The sequence below is a fragment of the Pseudomonas sp. GL-RE-26 genome (assembly GCF_019956275.1).
In the GTDB taxonomy this organism is placed as follows: Bacteria; Pseudomonadota; Gammaproteobacteria; order Pseudomonadales; family Pseudomonadaceae; genus Aquipseudomonas; species Aquipseudomonas grandcourensis.
Genome location: NZ_JAHBDI010000033.1, coordinates 74957 through 94084, shown reverse-complemented (window position 1 = coordinate 94084; position 19128 = coordinate 74957). Strand labels below are relative to the sequence as shown.

At 60.8% G+C, this 19128-nt stretch carries 16 protein-coding genes; 7 read left to right on the top strand and 9 right to left on the bottom strand.

What is annotated here, in order from left to right; translation table 11 throughout:
• Window positions 1–98 precede the first annotated feature (98 nt).
• On the top strand, window positions 99–1538 hold the full coding sequence (locus tag KGB07_RS19695; protein WP_046039773.1) for a TolC family outer membrane protein: 1440 nt from the start codon (window positions 99–101) through the stop codon (window positions 1536–1538).
• Between the two features lie 83 nt (window positions 1539–1621).
• Here the strand turns inward: KGB07_RS19695 and waaA are convergent, their stop codons facing one another.
• Entirely contained in the window at window positions 1622–2899 is a 1278-nt protein-coding gene (gene waaA, locus KGB07_RS19690) for a lipid IV(A) 3-deoxy-D-manno-octulosonic acid transferase (RefSeq protein ID WP_223466319.1), read from the bottom strand.
• Between the two features lie 11 nt (window positions 2900–2910).
• The gene (locus KGB07_RS19685) at window positions 2911–3813 is read right to left on the bottom strand and encodes a LysR family transcriptional regulator (RefSeq protein ID WP_185754764.1); all 903 of its coding nucleotides are present in this window, start codon (window positions 3811–3813) and stop codon (window positions 2911–2913) included.
• A gap of 103 nt (window positions 3814–3916) precedes the next feature.
• On the opposite strand from KGB07_RS19685, the gene KGB07_RS19680 reads away from it, so the two are divergent.
• The 4 genes from KGB07_RS19680 (at window position 3917) to KGB07_RS19665 (ending at window position 7349) form a co-directional block, all read left to right on the top strand.
• Window positions 3917–4249 carry a DMT family transporter gene (locus tag KGB07_RS19680; protein WP_223466318.1) on the top strand — a complete coding sequence of 111 codons (333 nt, stop codon included), beginning with the start codon at window positions 3917–3919 and terminating at the stop codon, window positions 4247–4249.
• A 117-nt stretch (window positions 4250–4366) separates the two neighbouring features.
• Window positions 4367–5542 (top strand): NAD(P)/FAD-dependent oxidoreductase, encoded by a 1176-nt coding sequence (locus KGB07_RS19675; RefSeq protein ID WP_046039767.1) that lies wholly within the window; start codon window positions 4367–4369, stop codon window positions 5540–5542.
• Window positions 5539–6351 (top strand): aldo/keto reductase, encoded by an 813-nt coding sequence (locus tag KGB07_RS19670; protein WP_046039765.1) that lies wholly within the window; start codon window positions 5539–5541, stop codon window positions 6349–6351. The genes KGB07_RS19675 and KGB07_RS19670 overlap by 4 nt, the downstream gene beginning before the upstream one ends.
• A 32-nt stretch (window positions 6352–6383) precedes the next feature.
• On the top strand, window positions 6384–7349 hold the full coding sequence (locus tag KGB07_RS19665; RefSeq protein ID WP_046039764.1) for a hypothetical protein: 966 nt from the start codon (window positions 6384–6386) through the stop codon (window positions 7347–7349).
• A gap of 184 nt (window positions 7350–7533) precedes the next feature.
• Here KGB07_RS19665 and hldE read toward each other — a convergent pair whose 3' ends face one another.
• The 4 genes from hldE to msbA all read right to left on the bottom strand — a co-directional run bounded on the left by hldE (window position 7534) and on the right by msbA (window position 12347).
• Window positions 7534–8955, bottom strand: a complete 1422-nt coding sequence (hldE, locus tag KGB07_RS19660) for a bifunctional D-glycero-beta-D-manno-heptose-7-phosphate kinase/D-glycero-beta-D-manno-heptose 1-phosphate adenylyltransferase HldE (RefSeq protein ID WP_046039763.1) — start codon at window positions 8953–8955, stop codon at window positions 7534–7536.
• 102 nt (window positions 8956–9057) lie between these two features.
• Window positions 9058–9663: an adenylyl-sulfate kinase gene (cysC, locus tag KGB07_RS19655; RefSeq protein WP_046039762.1), complete on the bottom strand. Its 606-nt coding sequence runs from the start codon at window positions 9661–9663 to the stop codon at window positions 9058–9060.
• Window positions 9656–10360: a sulfotransferase family 2 domain-containing protein gene (locus KGB07_RS19650; protein WP_046039761.1), complete on the bottom strand. Its 705-nt coding sequence runs from the start codon at window positions 10358–10360 to the stop codon at window positions 9656–9658. Before KGB07_RS19650 ends, cysC begins: the two co-directional genes overlap by 8 nt.
• Before the next feature lie 184 nt (window positions 10361–10544).
• Complete coding sequence (msbA, locus tag KGB07_RS19645; protein WP_046039760.1) at window positions 10545–12347, bottom strand: lipid A export permease/ATP-binding protein MsbA; 1803 nt, start codon at window positions 12345–12347, stop codon at window positions 10545–10547.
• Between the two features lie 154 nt (window positions 12348–12501).
• Between msbA and KGB07_RS19640 the strand changes: the two genes are divergently transcribed.
• Together KGB07_RS19640 and KGB07_RS19635 are read left to right on the top strand one after the other, a co-directional pair.
• On the top strand, window positions 12502–14367 hold the full coding sequence (locus KGB07_RS19640) for a bifunctional O-antigen ligase/aminoglycoside phosphotransferase family protein (protein WP_046039758.1): 1866 nt from the start codon (window positions 12502–12504) through the stop codon (window positions 14365–14367).
• Window positions 14364–15581, top strand: a complete 1218-nt coding sequence (locus tag KGB07_RS19635; RefSeq protein ID WP_046039756.1) for an acyltransferase family protein — start codon at window positions 14364–14366, stop codon at window positions 15579–15581. Before KGB07_RS19640 ends, KGB07_RS19635 begins: the two co-directional genes overlap by 4 nt.
• A gap of 72 nt (window positions 15582–15653) precedes the next feature.
• On the opposite strand, the gene KGB07_RS19630 is transcribed toward KGB07_RS19635, so the two are convergent.
• From KGB07_RS19630 to KGB07_RS19620, 3 genes are read right to left on the bottom strand one after another with little or no spacing between them, the layout of a single operon-like run.
• On the bottom strand, window positions 15654–16538 hold the full coding sequence (locus KGB07_RS19630; RefSeq protein WP_007996573.1) for a glycosyltransferase: 885 nt from the start codon (window positions 16536–16538) through the stop codon (window positions 15654–15656).
• Window positions 16535–17689 (bottom strand): glycosyltransferase family 4 protein, encoded by a 1155-nt coding sequence (locus tag KGB07_RS19625; protein WP_046039753.1) that lies wholly within the window; start codon window positions 17687–17689, stop codon window positions 16535–16537. The genes KGB07_RS19630 and KGB07_RS19625 overlap by 4 nt, the downstream gene beginning before the upstream one ends.
• Entirely contained in the window at window positions 17686–19128 is a 1443-nt protein-coding gene (locus tag KGB07_RS19620) for a PIG-L deacetylase family protein (protein ID WP_046039988.1), read from the bottom strand. Before KGB07_RS19620 ends, KGB07_RS19625 begins: the two co-directional genes overlap by 4 nt.

Here is a 19128-nt window from a genome sequence, read left to right as displayed (position 1 = left end):
CTACACTCGCTACGCTGAGCCGGCATTGACGCTGTCAAAGCGGGGCCTTAGCCTTGGCGCTCAAATTACCTCTGTAATATCAATTCTAGGGATCGTCTATGCTGCGCAAACTCTCACTGGCCCTCGCCGTGTCTTGTGCGTCCAACGGAATGGCCTGGGCAGCAGATGTGCCCTTATCGGCCAAGACGGACCTGGTCAGCGTGTATCAGGAAGCCGTCAACAACAACGCCGACCTGGCGGCTGCCATCGCCCAATACGGCGCGCAGAAAGAAGTCGTACCCCAGGCCCGCGCCGGGCTGCTGCCGAACCTCTCGGGCGGCGCCAATGTTGCCGAGGTGCGCACCTCGCTCGATCAACCTTCGGGCACGACCAACCGCGATGCTCATTCCTACCAGGCCACTTTGGCGCAGCCGCTGTTCCGCGCCGATCGCTGGTTCCAGTTCCAGGCCGCCAAGGAAGTCAACGAACAGGCTGCCCTGCAGCTCTCGGCGACCGAGCAAAACCTGATCCTGCAAACCGCTGACAGCTATTTCAACGTGCTGCGCAGCCAGGACAACCTGGCCTCGACCAAGGCCGAAGAAGCGGCGTTCAAACGCCAGCTCGACCAATCCAACGAACGTTTCGATGTCGGCCTCTCGGACAAGACCGACGTCTTGAACTCACAGGCCAGCTACGACACCGCGCGCGCCAACCGCATCGTTGCTCAGCGCCAGGTGGACGACGCCTTTGAAGCATTGATCACCCTGACCAACCGTCAGTACAACTCAATCTGGGGCATCAGCCATAACCTGCCGATCCTGCCGCCAGTACCGAACGACGCCAAGGCCTGGGTCGAAACGGCGGGCAGGCAGAACCTCAATCTGTTGGCCAGCAACTATGCCGTCAGCGCCGCCGAGCAGACCCTCAAGCAGCGCAGGTCCGGGCACTTGCCAACGGTTGATGCGGTCGCCAAGTACGAGAAAGGTGACAACGATGCACTGGGCTTCAGCAACCCGAACAACCTGCCCCAGGCATACGGCGGCAACGTCGAGCAAACGACCTTGGGCCTGCAACTGAACATCCCGATCTACAGCGGCGGCCTGATCAACTCCCAGGTGCGTCAGTCCTATGCACAACTGGACCAGACCGAGCAGCAACGCGAATCCCTGCGCCGACAGATCGTGGAAAACACCCGCGACCTGCACCGCGCGGTGAACACCGATGTCGAGCAGGTACAGGCGCGCAAGCAATCGATCATCTCCAACCAGAGCGCGGTGGAAGCAACTGAAATCGGCTATCAGGTGGGTACGCGAAACATCGTCGACGTGCTGGATGCGCAGCGTCAGCTCTACACCTCGGTGCGCGACTACAACAACACCCGCTACGACTACATCCTCGACAACCTGCGCTTGAAGCAACAGGCCGGCACATTGAATCCGGGGGATCTGCAAGTCCTGGCACGCTGGCTCAATCCGAACTACAACCCGGACAAGGACTTCCTGCCACCGGATCTGGCCAAGGCGGCAGAGGAGCAGTTGAAAGCGCGGCCTGATCAGTAAAAGCAAAAGCTTCGCGAGCAGGCTCGCTCCCACAGTGTTTCGAGTGTGGGAGCGAGCCTGCTCGCGAATGAATACGACTCGGTCTACCGCTTGATCAACCGCCCCAACCCATCCAGCAACCGCTGCAATGCCCCCTGATTGGCGCGCATCACTTTCAACCCGGCCTCTGCCATGCGCTGCGCATCTCGCGGCAGTTCGAACAGCCGCTGCACCGCCACCGCCAGCCCTTCGGCATCCTCCACTTCCTGCAACGCCCCGGCACTGCGCAACTGCGCGGCGATTTCGAGGAAGTTGAAAAGATGCGGACCGCTCAACACAGGTTTAGCCAGGGCCGCCGGTTCCAGCAGGTTATGCCCGCCATTCGGCACCAGGCTGCCACCGACGAATGCGCTGTCAGCCAGTGCGTAGAGAAACAGCAACTCGCCCATGGTGTCGCCAAGCAGCACTGAAGTATTCGCGCTGACCGCATCGCCGCTGGAACGCCGGACCGTGGCAAACCCTTGTTGCTGGCACAACCCGAACACCGAATTGAAGCGTTCCGGATGACGCGGCACCAGAATCAGCAGGGCATCGGGGTGACTGGCCAACAACTGACGGTGGGCCGCCAGCACCACCTCGTCTTCGCCGTCATGGGTACTGGCCGCGATCCACACCGGTCGCTCCAGCGCCTGCCATTGCCCGCGCAATTCAACGGCGCGCTCCAGCAGTTGCGGGTCAATGGTCAGGTCGAACTTGATCGAACCGGTCACTTCGACGGTTTCAGTCCGCGCGCCCAGGTTGCGCAAGCGTTGCGCCTCGGCCTCGGTCTGCACCGCGAACAGACTCATCTCGGCCAGCATTGGCTGGGTCAGCTTGGGGAACCGACCGTAACCCTTGGCCGAACGCTCGGACAGCCGCGCATTGGCCAGCGCCACGGGGATCCCGCGTTTGGCACATTGATGGATATGGTTGGGCCACAATTCGGTTTCCATGATCACCGCCAGTTTCGGCTGGACCCGATCGAGGAAGCGCCGGGCAGCGCAAGGCAAGTCATAGGGCAGATAACAGTGCTGGATGCGCGGCTCATTGGCGAACAGTGCGTGGATGCGTTCCGAACCGGTCGGGGTCATGCAGGTCACGGTGATCGGCAGATCCGGATAACGCGCCAGCAAGGCGCGAATCATCGGTGCGGCCGCAATGCTTTCGCCCACCGACACGGCGTGCACCCAGATACCGCCCGGTTTCATCGCCGGCATCCCGCAGGAAAAGCGCTCGCCGATGCGCCTGGCGTACGCCGGCGCCTTGCGCGCGCGCAGCCAAAGCCGAATCGCTACCAATGGCAGCCCCAGATAAAACAGCGCGGTGTAGAGAGTTCTATTCATGGCGGCGGAGTTTATCGGCTTTTTTCGCCAATCGCCTGCAAGTGCACGGCAAAACGTTCGGCGAGCCAGCGCGCGGCCGGGCCGAGCGGTTCATCCCGGCGCCATACCAGCTCCACCACCAGGGCCGGCGGGGTCCATTCGCTGACCAGTTCGACCATCTGGTTCTGATAGGTCGGGTACTGCACCACGTGGCGTGGCAACCAGGCCCAGCCGAGGCCGCGCACCAGCCATTCGGCCATCACATAGAAACTGTCGGCGCGCCAGACTTGCGGGCTGGCAGGATCACTGCCGGGATAAATGCTCGACTCCGTGGACATCAGCAACTGCCGATGTTGCGCCAGTTGTTGGCCGTCCACTGCGCCTTTGAGCGCCAACGGATGATCCTTGCCGCACACCGTCACCATTTCCACACTGCCCAGCACCCGTCGCTCAAGTGCCTCGGGAATCTGATCGTGAAAGAACAGCAGCCCCAGATCGGCGCGCCGCTCCACCAGCTTGCGCGCAACATCGCCTTGGGCGGCGCTGGTCAGTTGCACTTCAAGGCTGGGGAATTTTTCCGCCAGGGCCTCGAAGCTCTCGATGATCGGCTGATAAGGCATCGCTTCATCCTGCGCCACACGCAGTCGCGCCTCCTGCCCGCGCATCATCGCCAGCGCCCGGCCGTTGAGTCGTTCGCACTGGCGCAACACCTCCCGTGCTTCGTCCAGCAAAGCCGTGCCGGCTTCAGTGAGTTTCGGCTGACGGCCACTGCTGCGGTCGAACAGGCTGACGCCCAGGTCTTCCTCCAGTAACGCTATCGAACTGCTGACCGCCGACTGCGCCTTGCGCTGATCCCGCGCCACGGCAGAAAACGACCGCTGCTCCGCTACGCTGACAAACAACCGCAGCTGCTCCAGATTCCATTGCATACTCATGGCTCAACCCATCTTCAAAACAGATAGGTAATGACTTTACCGCATCTGGCGAATCTCTAGAATGCCGACCTCAGAGAGCAACACTTCACACGAGGATTGACCCATGACCGCTTACTACTACCTGGCCATTGCCATCTGCGCCGAAGTGATTGCCACTGTTTCGATGAAAGCGGTCAAAGGCATCAGCACCCCGCTGCCACTGGTGTTGGTCATCGTCGGTTACGGCATCGCCTTCTGGATGCTGACCCTGGTGGTGCGCAGCGTTCCCGTGGGCGTAGCGTACGCCGTGTGGGCCGGTATGGGGATCGTGATGGTCAGCGGCGCGGCGCTGTTTATCTATGGGCAGAAGCTGGACGTGCCGGCGATGCTGGGGATGGCGTTGATTGTGCTGGGTGTTGTGGTCATCCAGCTGTTCTCCAAAACTGCGGGGCATTAAGAGCAGCTACAAGCTGCAAGCCATAAGCTGCAAGAGGGATATTCTCCCACTCTTGCTTGCAGCTTGAAGCTTGAAGCTTGAAACTTGCGGCTTCGCTTTGAACACAGAGGTCGCTGCATGCCATCCGTTATTTCCACCGACGTGCTGATTGTCGGCGCTGGTGTCGCCGGCCTCTGGCTGAATGCGCGACTGCGTCGCCAGGGTTTTTCGACCGTGCTGGTGGAAAGCGCCAGCCTCGGCGGCGGGCAGAGTGTGAAGTCCCAGGGCATCATCCACGGCGGCGCCAAATACGCGCTGCACGGCGCCCTGACCGGCGCCTCGGAAGCCATCGCCGACATGCCGCGCCGCTGGCGTGAAGCCCTGGCCGGTGACGGCGAGTTGGACCTGTCCGGCGTACGCCTGCTGTCCGAAGCCCATTACCTTTGGTCCCCCGGCACCCTCGCCGGCAACCTCACCAGTTTCTTTGCCAGCAAAGCCGTGCGCGGTCGCGTCGATCAGGTCAAGGGCGAGCAATTGCCGCCGGCCCTGCAAGACAAGCGCTTCAAGGGCAAGGTCTATCGCTTGGCGGAACTGGTGGTCGACGTGCCGAGCCTGATCCAGCGCCTGGCCGACCTGGCCGGAGATGGCTTGCTCGCCGGGCAGAAGATCGAGCCGTTGCTGGAAGGCGGCGTGCTGGTCGGCCTGAAGGTGGACGGGCGCGAGATCCGTGCCCAGCGCATCGTCCTGAGCGCCGGTGCCGGAACCGCGGCATTGCTTGAAACGCTGGGCCTGAGCCAGCCCGCCATGCAGCGCCGCCCGTTGCACATGATCATCGCCAAGGGGCCAAGCCTCAAACCGCTGTACGCCCACTGCCTGGGCGGTGGCACCAAACCGCGCATCACCGTGACCACGCACCCGGCGGCGGATGGCCAATGGGTCTGGTACCTGGGCGGCGATATCGCAGAATCCGAAGGCGTGACCCGTGAGCCCGCCGAGCAGATCGCCACCGCACAGAAAGAACTCGGCCAATTGCTGCCATGGATCGACCTGAGCACGGTGCAATGGGCGACCTTGCGCGTGGATCGCGCCGAACCGCTGCAATCAGGTTTGACCCGTCCCGACAACGCCTTTGTGGCCGAGGAAGGCCGACTGCTGGTGGGCTGGCCGACCAAACTCGCCCTGGCGCCGGACTTCGCCGACCGCGTGATCGCCAGCCTGACCCGCGACGGTATCCAGCCAAGCCACCCGGCAGCACTGCCTGAACTGCCGAAGCCGCCGATGGGTGTACCGGCCTGGGAGCAACTGCTGCCATGAGCCAACCGACCCTGCACGACTTGCATCGCCCGTTGGGCAGTACCGGCCTGCTGGTTTCACCCCTGGGCCTGGGCACGGTGAAACTGGGCCGCGACCAAGGGGTGAAATACCCCAACGGCTTCCAGATTCCCGATGACGATGAAGCACGCATGCTGCTCAAACTCGCCCGCGACCTGGGCATCAACCTGATCGACACCGCCCCGGCCTATGGTCGCAGCGAAGAACGCCTCGGCCCGCTGCTGCGCGGTCAGCGTCAGGATTGGGTGATTGTCAGCAAGGTCGGCGAAGAGTTTGCCGACGGTCAGTCCCGTCACGATTTCAGCGCCGCACACACACGTATGTCGGTGGAGCGCAGCCTGCAACGCCTGGAAACAGACTTCATCGACCTGGTGCTGGTGCACTCCGATGGTAACGACCTGGCGATCCTCAATGACTGCGAAGTCTACGAGACCCTCGCCACGCTCAAGGCCGAAGGCAAGATTCGCGGTTTCGGCTTTTCCGGCAAAACCGTCGACGGTGGCCTGAAGGCACTGGAGCAAGGCGACTGCGCGATGGTCACCTACAATCTGAACGAACAAAACGAAAAGGCCGTCATTGACTATGCTGCTGCACACGGCAAAGCCATTCTGGTCAAGAAAGCCCTCGCCAGCGGTCATGTCTGCCTGAGTCCGGGCGTGGATCCGGTGCGCGCCAGTTTCGAGTTGTTGTTTGAACATCCGGGTGTTGCCAGTGCTATTGTCGGGACCATCAATCCGCTGCACCTCGCCCACAATGTCGCGACCGTTGCCCAGGTCCTACGTAGCCACTGACGCCGCCCACGCGGCCTTAAGCAGGAGCCGACATGTCGCGTACGCTCATCAGAAAGAACCCGAGCAACTTCAAGACCCTGCCGTTATTCGTCGAAGCGACCCCCGAAGGCCTGGCTTACCAGAGCGTCGGCAGGCCGCTGAATTTCTCCCAGACCCTGCAACGTCGTCGGCCGGTGACGGTCGGCGACAGCGAACGGTTTGCCCTGGAACTGGCCAACCTCGGGGTTTCGGTGCGCCTGACCCTGCATTGGCAGAATCGCGACTATTGGGTGCTGGTGCGCCAACGCCGGCAGGACCGTGGCGATGTGGTGCTCAAGCTGATCTCCGGGTACGTGCCCGCCCATGAACTGAACCTGCCCTTGCACACGGCGATCCAGGAGATAGCCGAAGAATGCCTGCTGGAAACCCCGGAAGGTTGGCTCGGCGGGCGGTTCAACGACACCTGGTTGCCGGCGCCCTACTCGGCCGCCCTGCATTACCGTGAAGCCCTGCCGTTTCGCTTGTCACCACTGTCCGGCTCGGCGCGGCCGGTACGTTGCGCCAACCTGATGCTGATGGAGCGCCCGCGGGCTTACGTGCATTTGCCAACGGCCTCGCTGCAACTGATCTACGACTTGCGCCTGGACGTACCCAAGGAAGCCAAATCCCTGAGCCTGTTCCATGTCGATGAACGACTGGAAGGCGATCAACTCGTCGCCCGTCTCGACCGCAAGCGCCCCGATCTGTACTTGATGCCCTTGCAGGACGGCCACCCCATGGCCGAGCTGTACACCTTGAAAAAGGATCAGCTGTACCCGGCCAGCACGCGCGGACTGTACCTGGCCGAGAGTTTTGCCCGACAGGAAGGCTGGCTGGTTCGCGATGAACGAATTCGCTGGAAGGACTGGGTGAGGCAGCAGGGTCTGACCCCGCCGGGGAAGGATTCGGGTCTGGCGCGGTTGCGCGGCAAGGCAAAATTGCTGCTGAAGAAAATCGTGCCGCGCAAGGCGGCACGATAAGAGGGACAAAGAGGCTTTTGTGGCGAGGGGGCTTGCCCCCGTTGGGTCGCGAAGCGGCCCTAAAACCTGCAACCGTGTTCTACCTGATACACCACAGAGCATGGTTCTACGACTGCTTCGCAGCCGAACGGGGGCAAGCCCCCTCGCCACAAAGCCCCCTCGCCACAACAAGCCCGCATCACAATCAGGACTTGCGGATCTTCTCGACAATCGCAGTAGTGGAGCTGTTTTCCACCAGCCCCAGCACTTTCACGGTACCGCCGTAGGCCGTCACGATGTCCGCGCCGACCACCTGATCGATCCCGTAGTCGCCGCCCTTGACCAGCACGTCCGGCTTGACCGCGCTCAGCAGGTTTTCCGGAGTGCCTTCCGAGAAGCTGATGACCCAGTCCACCGCACCCAGACCGGCCAGTACGGCCATGCGTCGGTCGACACTGTTGATCGGACGACCCGGCCCTTTCAGGCGGCTGACCGATGCATCGTCGTTGATCGCCACGATCAGGCGATCGCCTTGAGCTCGCGCCTGTTCCAGATAGGTCACGTGACCGGCGTGCAGGATGTCGAAGCACCCGTTGGTGAACACGATCCGCTCGTTGTGCGCGCGGGCATCATCGACCGCCAGCAACAGCTGCTCAAGGCCGAGCACTCCACGCTCGGAACCCTCCTCGCGCTGAATCGCACGACGCAATTCCGGCGCACTGATGGCCGCCGTACCGAGCTTGCCGACCACGATACCCGCCGCCAGGTTGGCCAGGGCCACCGCGTGTGGCAGTTCTTCGCCAGCGGCAATCGCGGCCGCCAGGGTGGAAATTACTGTGTCGCCGGCACCGGTCACGTCGAACACTTCACGGGCACGGGCCGGCAAGTGCAGCGCCGGATGATCCGGACGCAGCAAGGTCATGCCGTGCTCGCCACGGGTCACCAGCAAGGCACCGAGGTCCAGGTCGTGCATCAGCTGCGCGCCCTTGCTCACCAATTCGTGCTCATCGGCGCAACCACCGACGATGGTTTCAAATTCGTTGAGGTTTGGCGTGATCAGGCTCGCACCGCGGTAGATCGAGAAGTCCTTGCCCTTGGGATCGGCCAGCACCGGAATGCCACGGGCACGGGCGGCCTGGATCAGTGCCTGATGGTTTTTCAGCGCGCCTTTGCCGTAGTCGGACAGCACCAGCACCTTGATGCCTTCGAGCAACTCATCGACCTGCGCGGCCAGCGCCAGCGCGTCGGTGGCGAAGGGTTCTTCGAAGTCGATGCGCAGCAATTGCTGGTGACGGCTCATGACCCGCAGCTTGACGATGGTCGGCTGGTGCGCAATGCGCTGGAAGATGGCCCGCACGCCTGCGCCCTTGAGGCTGTTGACCAGGCTGTTGGCGGCTTCATCGTCGCCGGTGACACCGACCAGCGAGGCCGGAGCCCCCAGGGCGGCAATGTTCAAGGCAACGTTGGCAGCACCGCCCGGGCGGTCTTCGATGTGATCGACCTTGACCACCGGCACCGGTGCCTCAGGAGAAATCCGTGAGGTACCACCATGCCAGTAACGGTCGAGCATGACATCGCCGACTACCAAGACAGGGGCTTGATCGAATCGCGGCATGGACAACTTCATGGTGCAACCCACATACAGAATGAACAGGGGCGCGATATTAACACAGGGTTGGTGTCGGCTTGTGCGGTGGCTGCAACCGGATGATTCGCCGGGTTTTATTGCTCATTTTTTGAGCAGAAAACCCGCGAGACGACAGCACGCCTCGCTCATATCCATCGCCTGTGTATCGATTTCGCACTCCGCGTGCAGCGGCGCCTCATAGGGACTGTCGATGCCGGTGAAATCCTTGATCCGGCCTTCCCGGGCAGCCCGGTACAATCCCTTGGGATCTCGTTGCGCACAAACCGCAAACGGCGTGCTCACAAACACCTCGATGAAGTCTCCGTCGGCAAACAATCGACGCGCCGCCTCGCGTTCGGCCCGGAACGGCGAGATCGCCGCGACGATCACAATCAGCCCCGCGTCGACCATCAGGCGTGCCACCTCGGCGGTGCGCCGGATATTTTCCCGACGGCATTCAACCCCCATCCCCAAGTCACGGCACAGACCGGCGCGCAGGTTGTCGCCATCGAGCACGAACGTGTGCAGCCCTTGTAGATTGAGTTGCAACTCCAGGGCATTGGCCAGGGTCGACTTGCCGGCCCCTGACAACCCCGTCAGCCAGAGACAGCGTGGTGCCTGCGACTTGAGGGCCGCACGGTCCTCGCTCGACAGCAATAACGGGTAGGGCATGATCGAGTGGCGGGACAACGAAACGGCTTCATTCATATCCAAGCACCTCGTAATCACGCTGATAGACCCGCCGAACCAGCCTGCGGGTGCGTACCGTGCAGAACTCGCGCGCCAGCATCGGGCGCCGCTGCTGCGACCTGTTCACGTGGGGCAGCTCCACCGGATAGCCCAATTGCTCGCAAACCAGCCTGAAATCCCGCTCCAGGTGCTCCTGGTAGCCGACGAAGTCCAGCGCCAGATGCCCCATGGAATCCGTCAGGAAATCCGTTTGCGCGGCGAAGTGCAACTGTCGCTGGATCGTTTCGGAGTGCAGCCAGCGGCCGACGAAGTCATCAAAGTCACGGTAGTGGCTGACCAGTTTCTGCGCCGCGTGATCCCGCTTCCCCAAGGCGTTGCCCCGCAGGAATGCGTAGGCCGAGTAGGCCCTTTCCAGGGGATCGCGAACGAACGCGAACTTGAAGCTGGCGGCAAACTGCTCGGGAAATTGCTGCTCGTACCAGTACAACGGCAAGTGGCCCGGGCTCCAGTCGTCAAAAATGGCCGCACAGATGCTGCTGCCGGCACATTTGGGGACGTGGATGAACAGGCAGGAACGCTGCTCGAAGGGCTCAGGGAAACTGACGTTGGCCGACATCGACTTGTTCACCACTTGACGGTCCACGACCGACAGGCGCCCCAGCAAAAAAGCCCGTTGCGATTTTGGCAACAGCTTCCAGAGATAACGTTGCAACATGCAGATACCCGCACGAAAGGGAGGGCCCTCTCGATTCAAGTCAAAGTTCGTTCAGGAACCTTAACAAGCACGTTGCCGAGATTTATTCCGGTTTGGTCAAGAAGCGTAAAGGTCTGGATACAAATCACCTGACGCGTTACACGCCAGGTGTGCGAAAGGGCGAGCCTGGCTCGCCCTTTCGGTGTCAGGCGATGTCTTCGGCCGGGGCGTCGAGGCCCATCGCATTGAGGCGCGAGTAGTAGCCGTTTTGCGCCAGCAGTTGTTCATGGGTGCCGCGCTCGACGATTTTCCCTTGATCCATGACCAGGATCAGGTCGGCCTTCTCGATGGTCGACAGACGGTGAGCGATCACCAGCGTAGTGCGACCTTTCATGACTTGATCCAGGGCTGCCTGAATATGCCGCTCGGACTCGGTATCGAGTGCCGAAGTCGCCTCATCGAGAATCAGCAGCGGAGCATTCTTCAACAGTGCCCGGGCAATCGCCAGGCGCTGACGCTGGCCACCGGACAGCAGCACGCCGTTTTCCCCGACCTGGGTGTCCAGGCCTTCAGGCAATTGAGCAATAAAGTCCATCGCGTAGGCATCCTTGGCCGCCTTTTCAATGTCTTCACGAGGTGCGCCAGCCAGGTCGCCATAGGCGATGTTGTTGGCCACGGTATCGCTGAACAGGGTCACGTGCTGAGTCACCTGGGCGATATGCCGACGCAGGTTCAACAACTTGTACTGCTCCACTTCGACGCCATCGATGAGGATTTCGCCCTTGTCGTGGTGATAGAAACGCGGAATCAGGTTGGCCAGGGTCGATTTGCCGCTGCCCGAACGTCCCACCAGTGCCACCATTTGCCCGGGTTCGACCGAGAAACTGATGTCATTGAGTACCTGACGCTCGGTGTCCGGGTAGGTGAAGCTGAGGTTGCGCACATCCAGGCGACCGCTGACGACATCGCGCTCGATGGTGCCGGTATCGATTTCGGGCTCGACATCCAGTTGCTCGAAGATACTCTCAGCACCGGCCACACCCTTCTGGATGGTCGAGCTGACTTCGGACAGTTGGCGAATCGGCTTGGGCAGCAGGCCGGCCAGAGTGATGTAGGCCACCATGTCGCCGGCAGACGCATCACCACGCAGGAACAACACCAGGAACATCAGCACAGCCATGGCGGTGTAGATCACCAATTGCAGCAGCGGCGTGTAGATGGCGCCGGTGCGGGTCATGCGCAACTGCTTGTCGGTGTTGCCCTGGCTGGCGTCGAAGAAGCGTTTCTCTTCGTACTTTTCACCGCCGAAGCTGCGCACCACGCGATAGCCCTGGATCGTTTCGGACGCCACATGCGTCACGTCCCCCATGGCCAGCTGGATTTTCTTGCTCTGCTTGCGGAATTTCTTGCTGGCCGTGCGCACCATGAGGGCGATCAGCGGCAGGATGGCGACCATGACCAGCGTCAGGCGCCAGTTCATGAACAACAGCGAGGCAAACAGGAAGATCACCGTCATGCCTTCACGGATTACGACCTTGATCGCATCTGTTGCCGCCCCCGTGACCATGGTCACGTTGAAGGTGATACGTGAAATCAGGTGCCCCGAGTTATGCTTGTCGAAATACCGGTTTGGCAACACCAGCAGGTTGTTGAACAACTGGACCCGCAAGTCATGGACCAGGCCGAGGGAAACCTTGGCCAGGAAGTAGTTGCCCAGGTACGACCCCAACCCCTGCCACGCGGCGATCAGGATAATCAACAATGGCACCGCCTGCAGCAGTTGCAGATCCCGCAGATAGGGCACACTTGGAAACAGCACCGCTTCAGGGTTGGATAGACCGTCGACGAAGTACTTGAGGATGTAGCCCAGCATTGGCTGCGTCGAAGCGAAAATCAGAAAACCGACGATGCTGATCAGAAACAGGCTGATATACGGCCGGACATAGCCGAGCAGGCGGAAGTAGATTTTCAAGCTCGATGGGCTTGCGGAGAGACTGGAGTCGGCCATATCACGCGAATGTCGATGAAAAGGACGCTGACTTTACCACAGCTTCCCCTGGGTTCTGGCAATCGCATACAGTCTGTGTATTGTGACGCGTCAAATAGCCACCAGATGTCCCTGCCTTGGTATGATCGCTCAATTCAGGAATAAGTTACCCAGCATGCAATTAAACGCTTTGAACAGCACGTCCAACAGAATCTTCGATTTCATTTGTTTGTGGATCCTTCCGCTCGGTTATTTATTACTGCTTTGTGCGCTGTTTTTCCTGCCGGGGCGCAGTGTGCATCACAAGCTTTACTATGGCCTGTTCAGCATTCCCGCACTGATTGCACTGTGCTTGCGTCCGCGGATCGGCAAAGAGCTGCTGCACGAACCGATCGTCATTGCAGCCCTGCTGTTTGTGGCGTGGGCATTGCTCAGCCTGTCCTGGGGGCCAGGCGATGAAATCGACTTTGGTCAGTTCAAACCGCCACTGCATACCCTGTTGCTGTTCGTTGGCTGCTACCTGCTGGTGCGCTATCGCAGCGAAATCATCCAGCCCCTGCTGTTCTGCGCCGCGACTGTGGCGCTGGTCATGTCTGTCTACAACCTGTACTGGTTCGACCAGATCTATCAACCGGAAATGCGCCTGATCGGTCTAGGCGCTTTCGACAACCCACTGCTCAGCTCCCACGTTTTCGGCTTTTTTTGTACCTACTGGCTGAGCCTGAGCATGACCTGCAGGCGACGCCAGGTACTTTGGCTGAGCGTACCGGCGATGGCGATCATGTTCGCCACAGTAGTGGCCACCGGCTCCAGGACGCCACTGGTTGCACTGACGCTGGCTACGCTGTGGCTGTGCTTCATCTGTTGGAGCCGACGCTCGGCCTTCATGCTTGGCGCCATGTTCTTCGCCGGTACGGCGACGTTCGCGTTGTTTTCGAACAAGATCATCGAAAGAGGCAGTTCCTTCCGCATCGAGCTCTGGCAATTGACCCTGGGCAGGATCGCTGAACACCCATGGATCGGGCACGGCTACAACGCCAAACTGACCCTGGACCCCGGCGTCGGCTACAGCCTTCAGGAACCCCATAGCTTTGCCCTGGGCGTGCTCTACTACGTCGGTTTTATCGGCCTGCTGCCATGGCTGTTCTTTCTCGCATGGGGCTTCATCAGCAGCCGGCGCCATCGCGTGCAACCGCTGTTTATCATTGCCTCAGCCTGGCTGGCCTTCGGTATCGGTGCAGGCCTGACTGAAGGTGGCGGGATCATCTCTCGCCCCAAGGAGCACTGGTTCCTGCTGTGGATCCCCTTGGCGCTGATTGCCGCATTGAGCATCAATCAACGGGCCCGGCGCCTGCTGGACATGCCGATCAAAACCGCGACACCAAGCGCCCTGCAACAGCTGACTGCCGATGCCCGGATCATCGAAGAGGATGGTCTGGGCCCCAAGGTCCTGCGCCTGACAGATGGCAGTTTTCTCAAGCTGTTCCGCCGCCGCCGCTGGTATACCTCGGGCAGTTTCACGCCCTACTCCGATCGCTTTGCCGTCAATAGCATGCAACTGCGCAGCATGGGCATCCCGACACCGCACATCCTCGACCTTTACCGGTTCGAAGACGGCAGCAGCGCTGTGCATTACTCCCCGTTGCCGGGCAACACGCTGCGCCAGATCCTGCAAGGTATCACCGCGCCAGCGGTACGCCAGGCACTGGTGGAGCGTTTCGGCAAATTCATGGCTCAACTGCACCAGCAAGGGGTCTACTTCCGTTCCCTGCACCTGGGCAATGTACTGGTGCTGGAGGACGGCGAGTTCGGCCTGATCGACCTGGCCGACCTGCGAATTTACCCATCATCATTGAGCCCTTCCCTGCGTCGGCGTAATCTGCGCCACATGCAGCGCTATGCGTCAGATCGGCACTGGCTGTTCGAGGATCACTTCGAAGCGCTGCTGCAGGGATACGCCGCGACGGCTTCGAAAGCCGACGTGGATAATTTGAACAGGCACGTGCTGGCCGGGATTCCTCCGGCCCGGGCTCACGGATGATAGAAACCAACCCGCTTATCGCGATGACGGCCTACCTGCTCGCCATCGCGACTGCTGCGCTACTGTTGCGCAACGTGCCGAGAATCACCCGACAGCTGGAACATTCCGGCGAAAGCCGCTTTGCCGGCATCGACGGCTTACGCGGGTATCTGGCCTTCGGCGTGTTCGTTCACCACTCGATCATTACGTGGATCTTTCTGCAAACCGGCGTGATCGATTTTCCGCCGAGCAACTTCTACTCGCAGCTCGGCCAGGGCAGCGTCGCCCTCTTTTTCATGATCACCGGCTTTCTGTTCTGGGACCGCTTGCTCACCCACGGGCGGCAACACGACTGGCTGGCATTTGCGGTATCGCGGGTGTTTCGCCTCTATCCGCTCTACCTGCCGCTGATGTTGACCGTATTTGTCTGTGTGTTCTATTTGCAGGACTGGGAACTCAAGGACTCCGGCGCCCAGGTCATCGGCCAAGCCCTGGCCTGGCTGACCTTCGACCGGCCAGACGTCAACCAATACCACCAGACCGGCATGATGATCTCCAACGTCACCTGGACGCTGGGGTACGAGGTGTTTTTCTACCTGGCCCTGCCACTGGCCGCCTTGGTGTTCATATACCGCGGCGGCTGGATGCAGACGGTGCTGTGCCTGATCGGCATCTACACCCTGTACCAGGTGGTCGGCTGGGAACACTCGCTGAAGAAGCACTACCTGGCCAGCTTCCTCGGCGGCATCGCTGCGGCGTACTGGATTCGCCGTCCACAATGGGTCGCCTGGAGCCTGTCTCCGCTGGCGGGCATCATCGCCCTGCTCGCATTGACGATCGCCTTTACGGCGTTCAACCGGGCATTCAACCTGGTAGCGCTGCTGCTGCTTTCACTGTTCTTTGTGATCGTGGCGTCCGGCAATACCTTGTTCGGCGCCCTGAGACCACGCAGCATTCGCTGGCTGGGGGAAATCAGCTACAGCACGTATTTGCTGCACGGATTCGTGCTCTGGGTACTGGTGCAGCGACTGCCGCCGATATTGCACCTGGACGCCCGGCAAGCCTGGGTCTTCCTGCCGTTGCTGGCCGTGTGCAGTTGCCTGCTGATCATCATCAGCAGCCTGACTTACCTGTACATTGAAAAGCCCGGTATCAATGCAGGCAAGAAAACCCTGCACTGGTTGCGCCAGACCAGGAAGCCGAGGAAAGAACTTCCAGAGGAGACGGCTCAATAACGGTGAGCCATTGCCGGGGCATGTCACCAAGGACAATGCCCCGCCTTCCCCCCCTTGAATCCAGTCTTTGGCTCAGTCTTTCTCCAGCCGTGAGAAATACATCCGGCCCAGCCCACGCCAGGTTTTCTTGTTCCAGGCCTTGAACGGAATCTGCGCCAGCAACTCGCGCGCCAGCTTGCGATCACGGTTGGCGGTCTTGAGGAACATGGAATTGAGAAACTTGTAGCGCACCTCGTCATACAGCGGGTGATCGCTGAAGAGCGCGTAGGTGCGCAGGATGCTGTCGATCATGAAGCGGTGGTTCTTGTAGGAGTTGGTGGCATGCTTGCGATAGCGTGCCATCAATACATTCAGACCATCGATGAAGTAACCGGCATGGGTCACCTTCAACTCGATCAGCAAGTCTTCCAGGCGAATGGTCGGGTCGAACCCGCCCACCTTGTCCAGCGCTTCGCGGCGGATCATCAGGGTGGGTGCCGGAGGATAGGGCTTGCGCTCCAGAAACATGTCATCGAAGTCCAGGCGACGGAACGGCACATCCCGGCGCTGGCGCTTCTCGGGATAGAGATTGCCGTCGGCATCGATCAATTCGATGTTACCGGCGCAAATGCCGACCTCGGGCTTGCCGTCCATATGCGCGACCTGGGTGGCGATTCGCTCCGGCAACATGATGTCATCCGAACCGAACGGCACGATCAGGCTGCCCTTGGCCCGGGCAATCGCACCATTGAGGGTATTGGTCAGCCCCTGGTTTTCCTGAACCCGAAAGTCGAAACCATGGATGGCCTGCAACGCCTTGATCCGCTCGACGCTGTCATCTTTCGAGCCATCGTCGACCACCAGCAACTCGATGTTCCGATAGGTCTGGTTGAGGACGCTGAGAATGCTTTCCTCGATGTAAGGGGCGTGGTTGTACGACGCGATAATGACAGTGACGATGGGTTGCGCGTCGTTCATGGCTGTTCCTTGCGGGCCTGTTCCAGGCCGGATTCGATCAGATTGAGGTATTCGCGACGGAACTCCTCGATGTCATGGTGTTGCTGCAGATAACGGAAAGCTTGCTCGCCCTTGGCCTTGAGTTCGTCATCCGAAAGGCCAAGGTAAGTGTCCAGCGCCGCCTGCAACGTCGGCACATCCTTCGGCGTAATCGCCAGGCCACCGGCGCCCTCGATGAGCGGCAACATGGCCGGCACGTTCGAGGCAATCACCGGCAAATGCCCGCTCATGCCTTCAAGCAGCGCCAGCCCGAGGCCTTCGGCCAGGGAGGGCATGGTCCAGATATCGAAAGCGCGAATGTACTGCAGGGCAATTTCCTTGAACCCCAGCAAATGGGCGCGACCACTGAGGCCGAGGCGGTCGATTTCCGCCGCCAGGCGCGACTCTTCACGGCCGGCACCAATGATCGCCAGCTGGGTATTGGGGTATTTGTCCTTGAGTGCGGCAAAGGCCTGCAGCAAATAGATATGGCCCTTGACCGGCACCAGTCGCCCCAACGCACCGATCAGCCGCACTGACGGATCGATGCCCAACAGTTCACGGGCCTTTTCACGACTGTGTTGCAGACCTTCGGCCTGCTCGATGTCGATGGCATTGGTGATGGCGTAGGTATTCTGGTCGGTGAAGCCACAGTCACAGTCCAGCAGATACTGTTTCACCGCAGGCGACACACCGACGAAGCGCCAGTGACGATCGATCAGGCGCTGGGTCTGGCGGCGCCGGTAAAAACGGTCGTACTCGCCAAAGCCGTGGGAAATGCCGATGCATAACGGCACTTTCAACCAGCGGTTGAGCGCCAGCATCATGTTCACCGGCTTGAAGCGGTTGCAGATCACCACATCGAATTTTTCCCGACGGCAGAACTTGTACAGCTGCCACATGGCCCGCAGGCGCATGCCCTTGAGGGATTTGTCTGAAAATTCGAAGTACACCGAACGGTCGGCTCGGCTCACCGCTTCGCCCGACCCGGGCTTACCGCGCAGAAACGCAGCGGTCACTTCATAGCGATCACTGGGCAGGGCCTTGACGATTTGCTCCGCGAGGTCGGCGAAATCATGGGCTTTGACGTTGTAGTCAGGCTGCAGTTGCAGGACCTTTGACCGCTGACTCATAACTCTCCCCGCTGAGAAACATTGCCTGGTGTGTGCTTGATGGACCACAAAAGCTCGTGGCGCCGGACTGCCTTGCGAAAGAATTCGTTCTGGCCATAGGTGGGCGGCAACCGGCCGGCCAACAAGCGCTGTATCAACCGACGCAAGCGACGCTTGAACGGCATCGCCGGCTGCAGGTCGTGCATCATTCCCATCGCCATGGCCTTGTCTCGCTGCTGCTCCAGCGGCAAGGGCAGGCAATAAGGCTGCATCGCCTGGGCCGGATCGAAGGCAGGTGGTAAGGCGATGCCATCACCGGTATCGCCCATCGGCCAGCGGTCGTTGTCGTGCAGATGGTTGGCATAGCCCAATAGCGTGGTCGGTTGCCAGTCCAGGCCTTGCAAGGCTTCGAGGACTGCCGCCTGGGCGCAGATATGATCGGGATGCGGATCCAGGGTCGGATGCGGCAGGACGATGACCTCGGGCCGGGCCCGCAGCAGCAACTCTCGCAGATCCGCCAGCAGATTGTTCCAGGTCGGCGCACCATCGGCATCGCCGGGCAGCGCGAAAGGATTCAACTGACGGAACAGCCGGGTGTCGCTCAGGTCTGCTTCCCGCGATCCCGCCGCCACCGCAGGCGCAGCCTGCATGCTCGCCAGCTGCAGACAGAAGTAACCCAGTTGTACGCAGCGGGCCTCGGCTACACCGGCCCAACGTGGCACGGCGATGCTGTCCCAGGCACGCAGGCGGCCTTTCAAACGGGCCGCATCGACCTTGCTCAGGCCCATCTGCTGGTAGTGTTCGGCTTCGATTTCGCCCGCTGTCAGCGTGACGATCCAGGTTTCGTCGGCCTGACTGTACAAACCGTAGGCCGCCAGCTCGGCGTCATCGGCGTGGGGCGCGATGACCATTACCCGCTGACGCCGGTAATCCGGATGTTCCAGTGCCCACAGCACAGGCTCACCGAACACGCGACAGAAACGCCCGCGCAAGCGCAGGTCACCACGGGACAGCGCCTGAGCCTGACCACTGAGATTGAGATAACGCAGGCCGTTCACGCCCCGTTCGAAGGTTTGTCGGTCAGGGTTTTCGCCCCCCGCCAACTCGACCACCGGATCGAAAAAACGACCCAGCCAGGTGCTTTTCACCCGCAGAGCCAGCACCAGCGTCGCGTCGTCGACCAGCATCACGCCCTCGTCCAGCCGCAAATGTTCACCGTTCAGGTGCACCTTGGGCTGGGGCGTGTAGGGGGGAAAGCTGTACTGGTAATCGTCTTTCGGTGAGTAGAACAGATGGTCGGCAAACCAGGCTTCGTGGGCAATCCAGCCCAGTACCGCCAGCACCAGCGGCAACCACCAAGCCACCAGCACACCCATGACAATCAACAGCACCAGCGCAATCAGCAGGCCGATACGTTTATTGCGCCGATGGCGCTTGAGCAGTTGCTGTTTGCGGCTCAT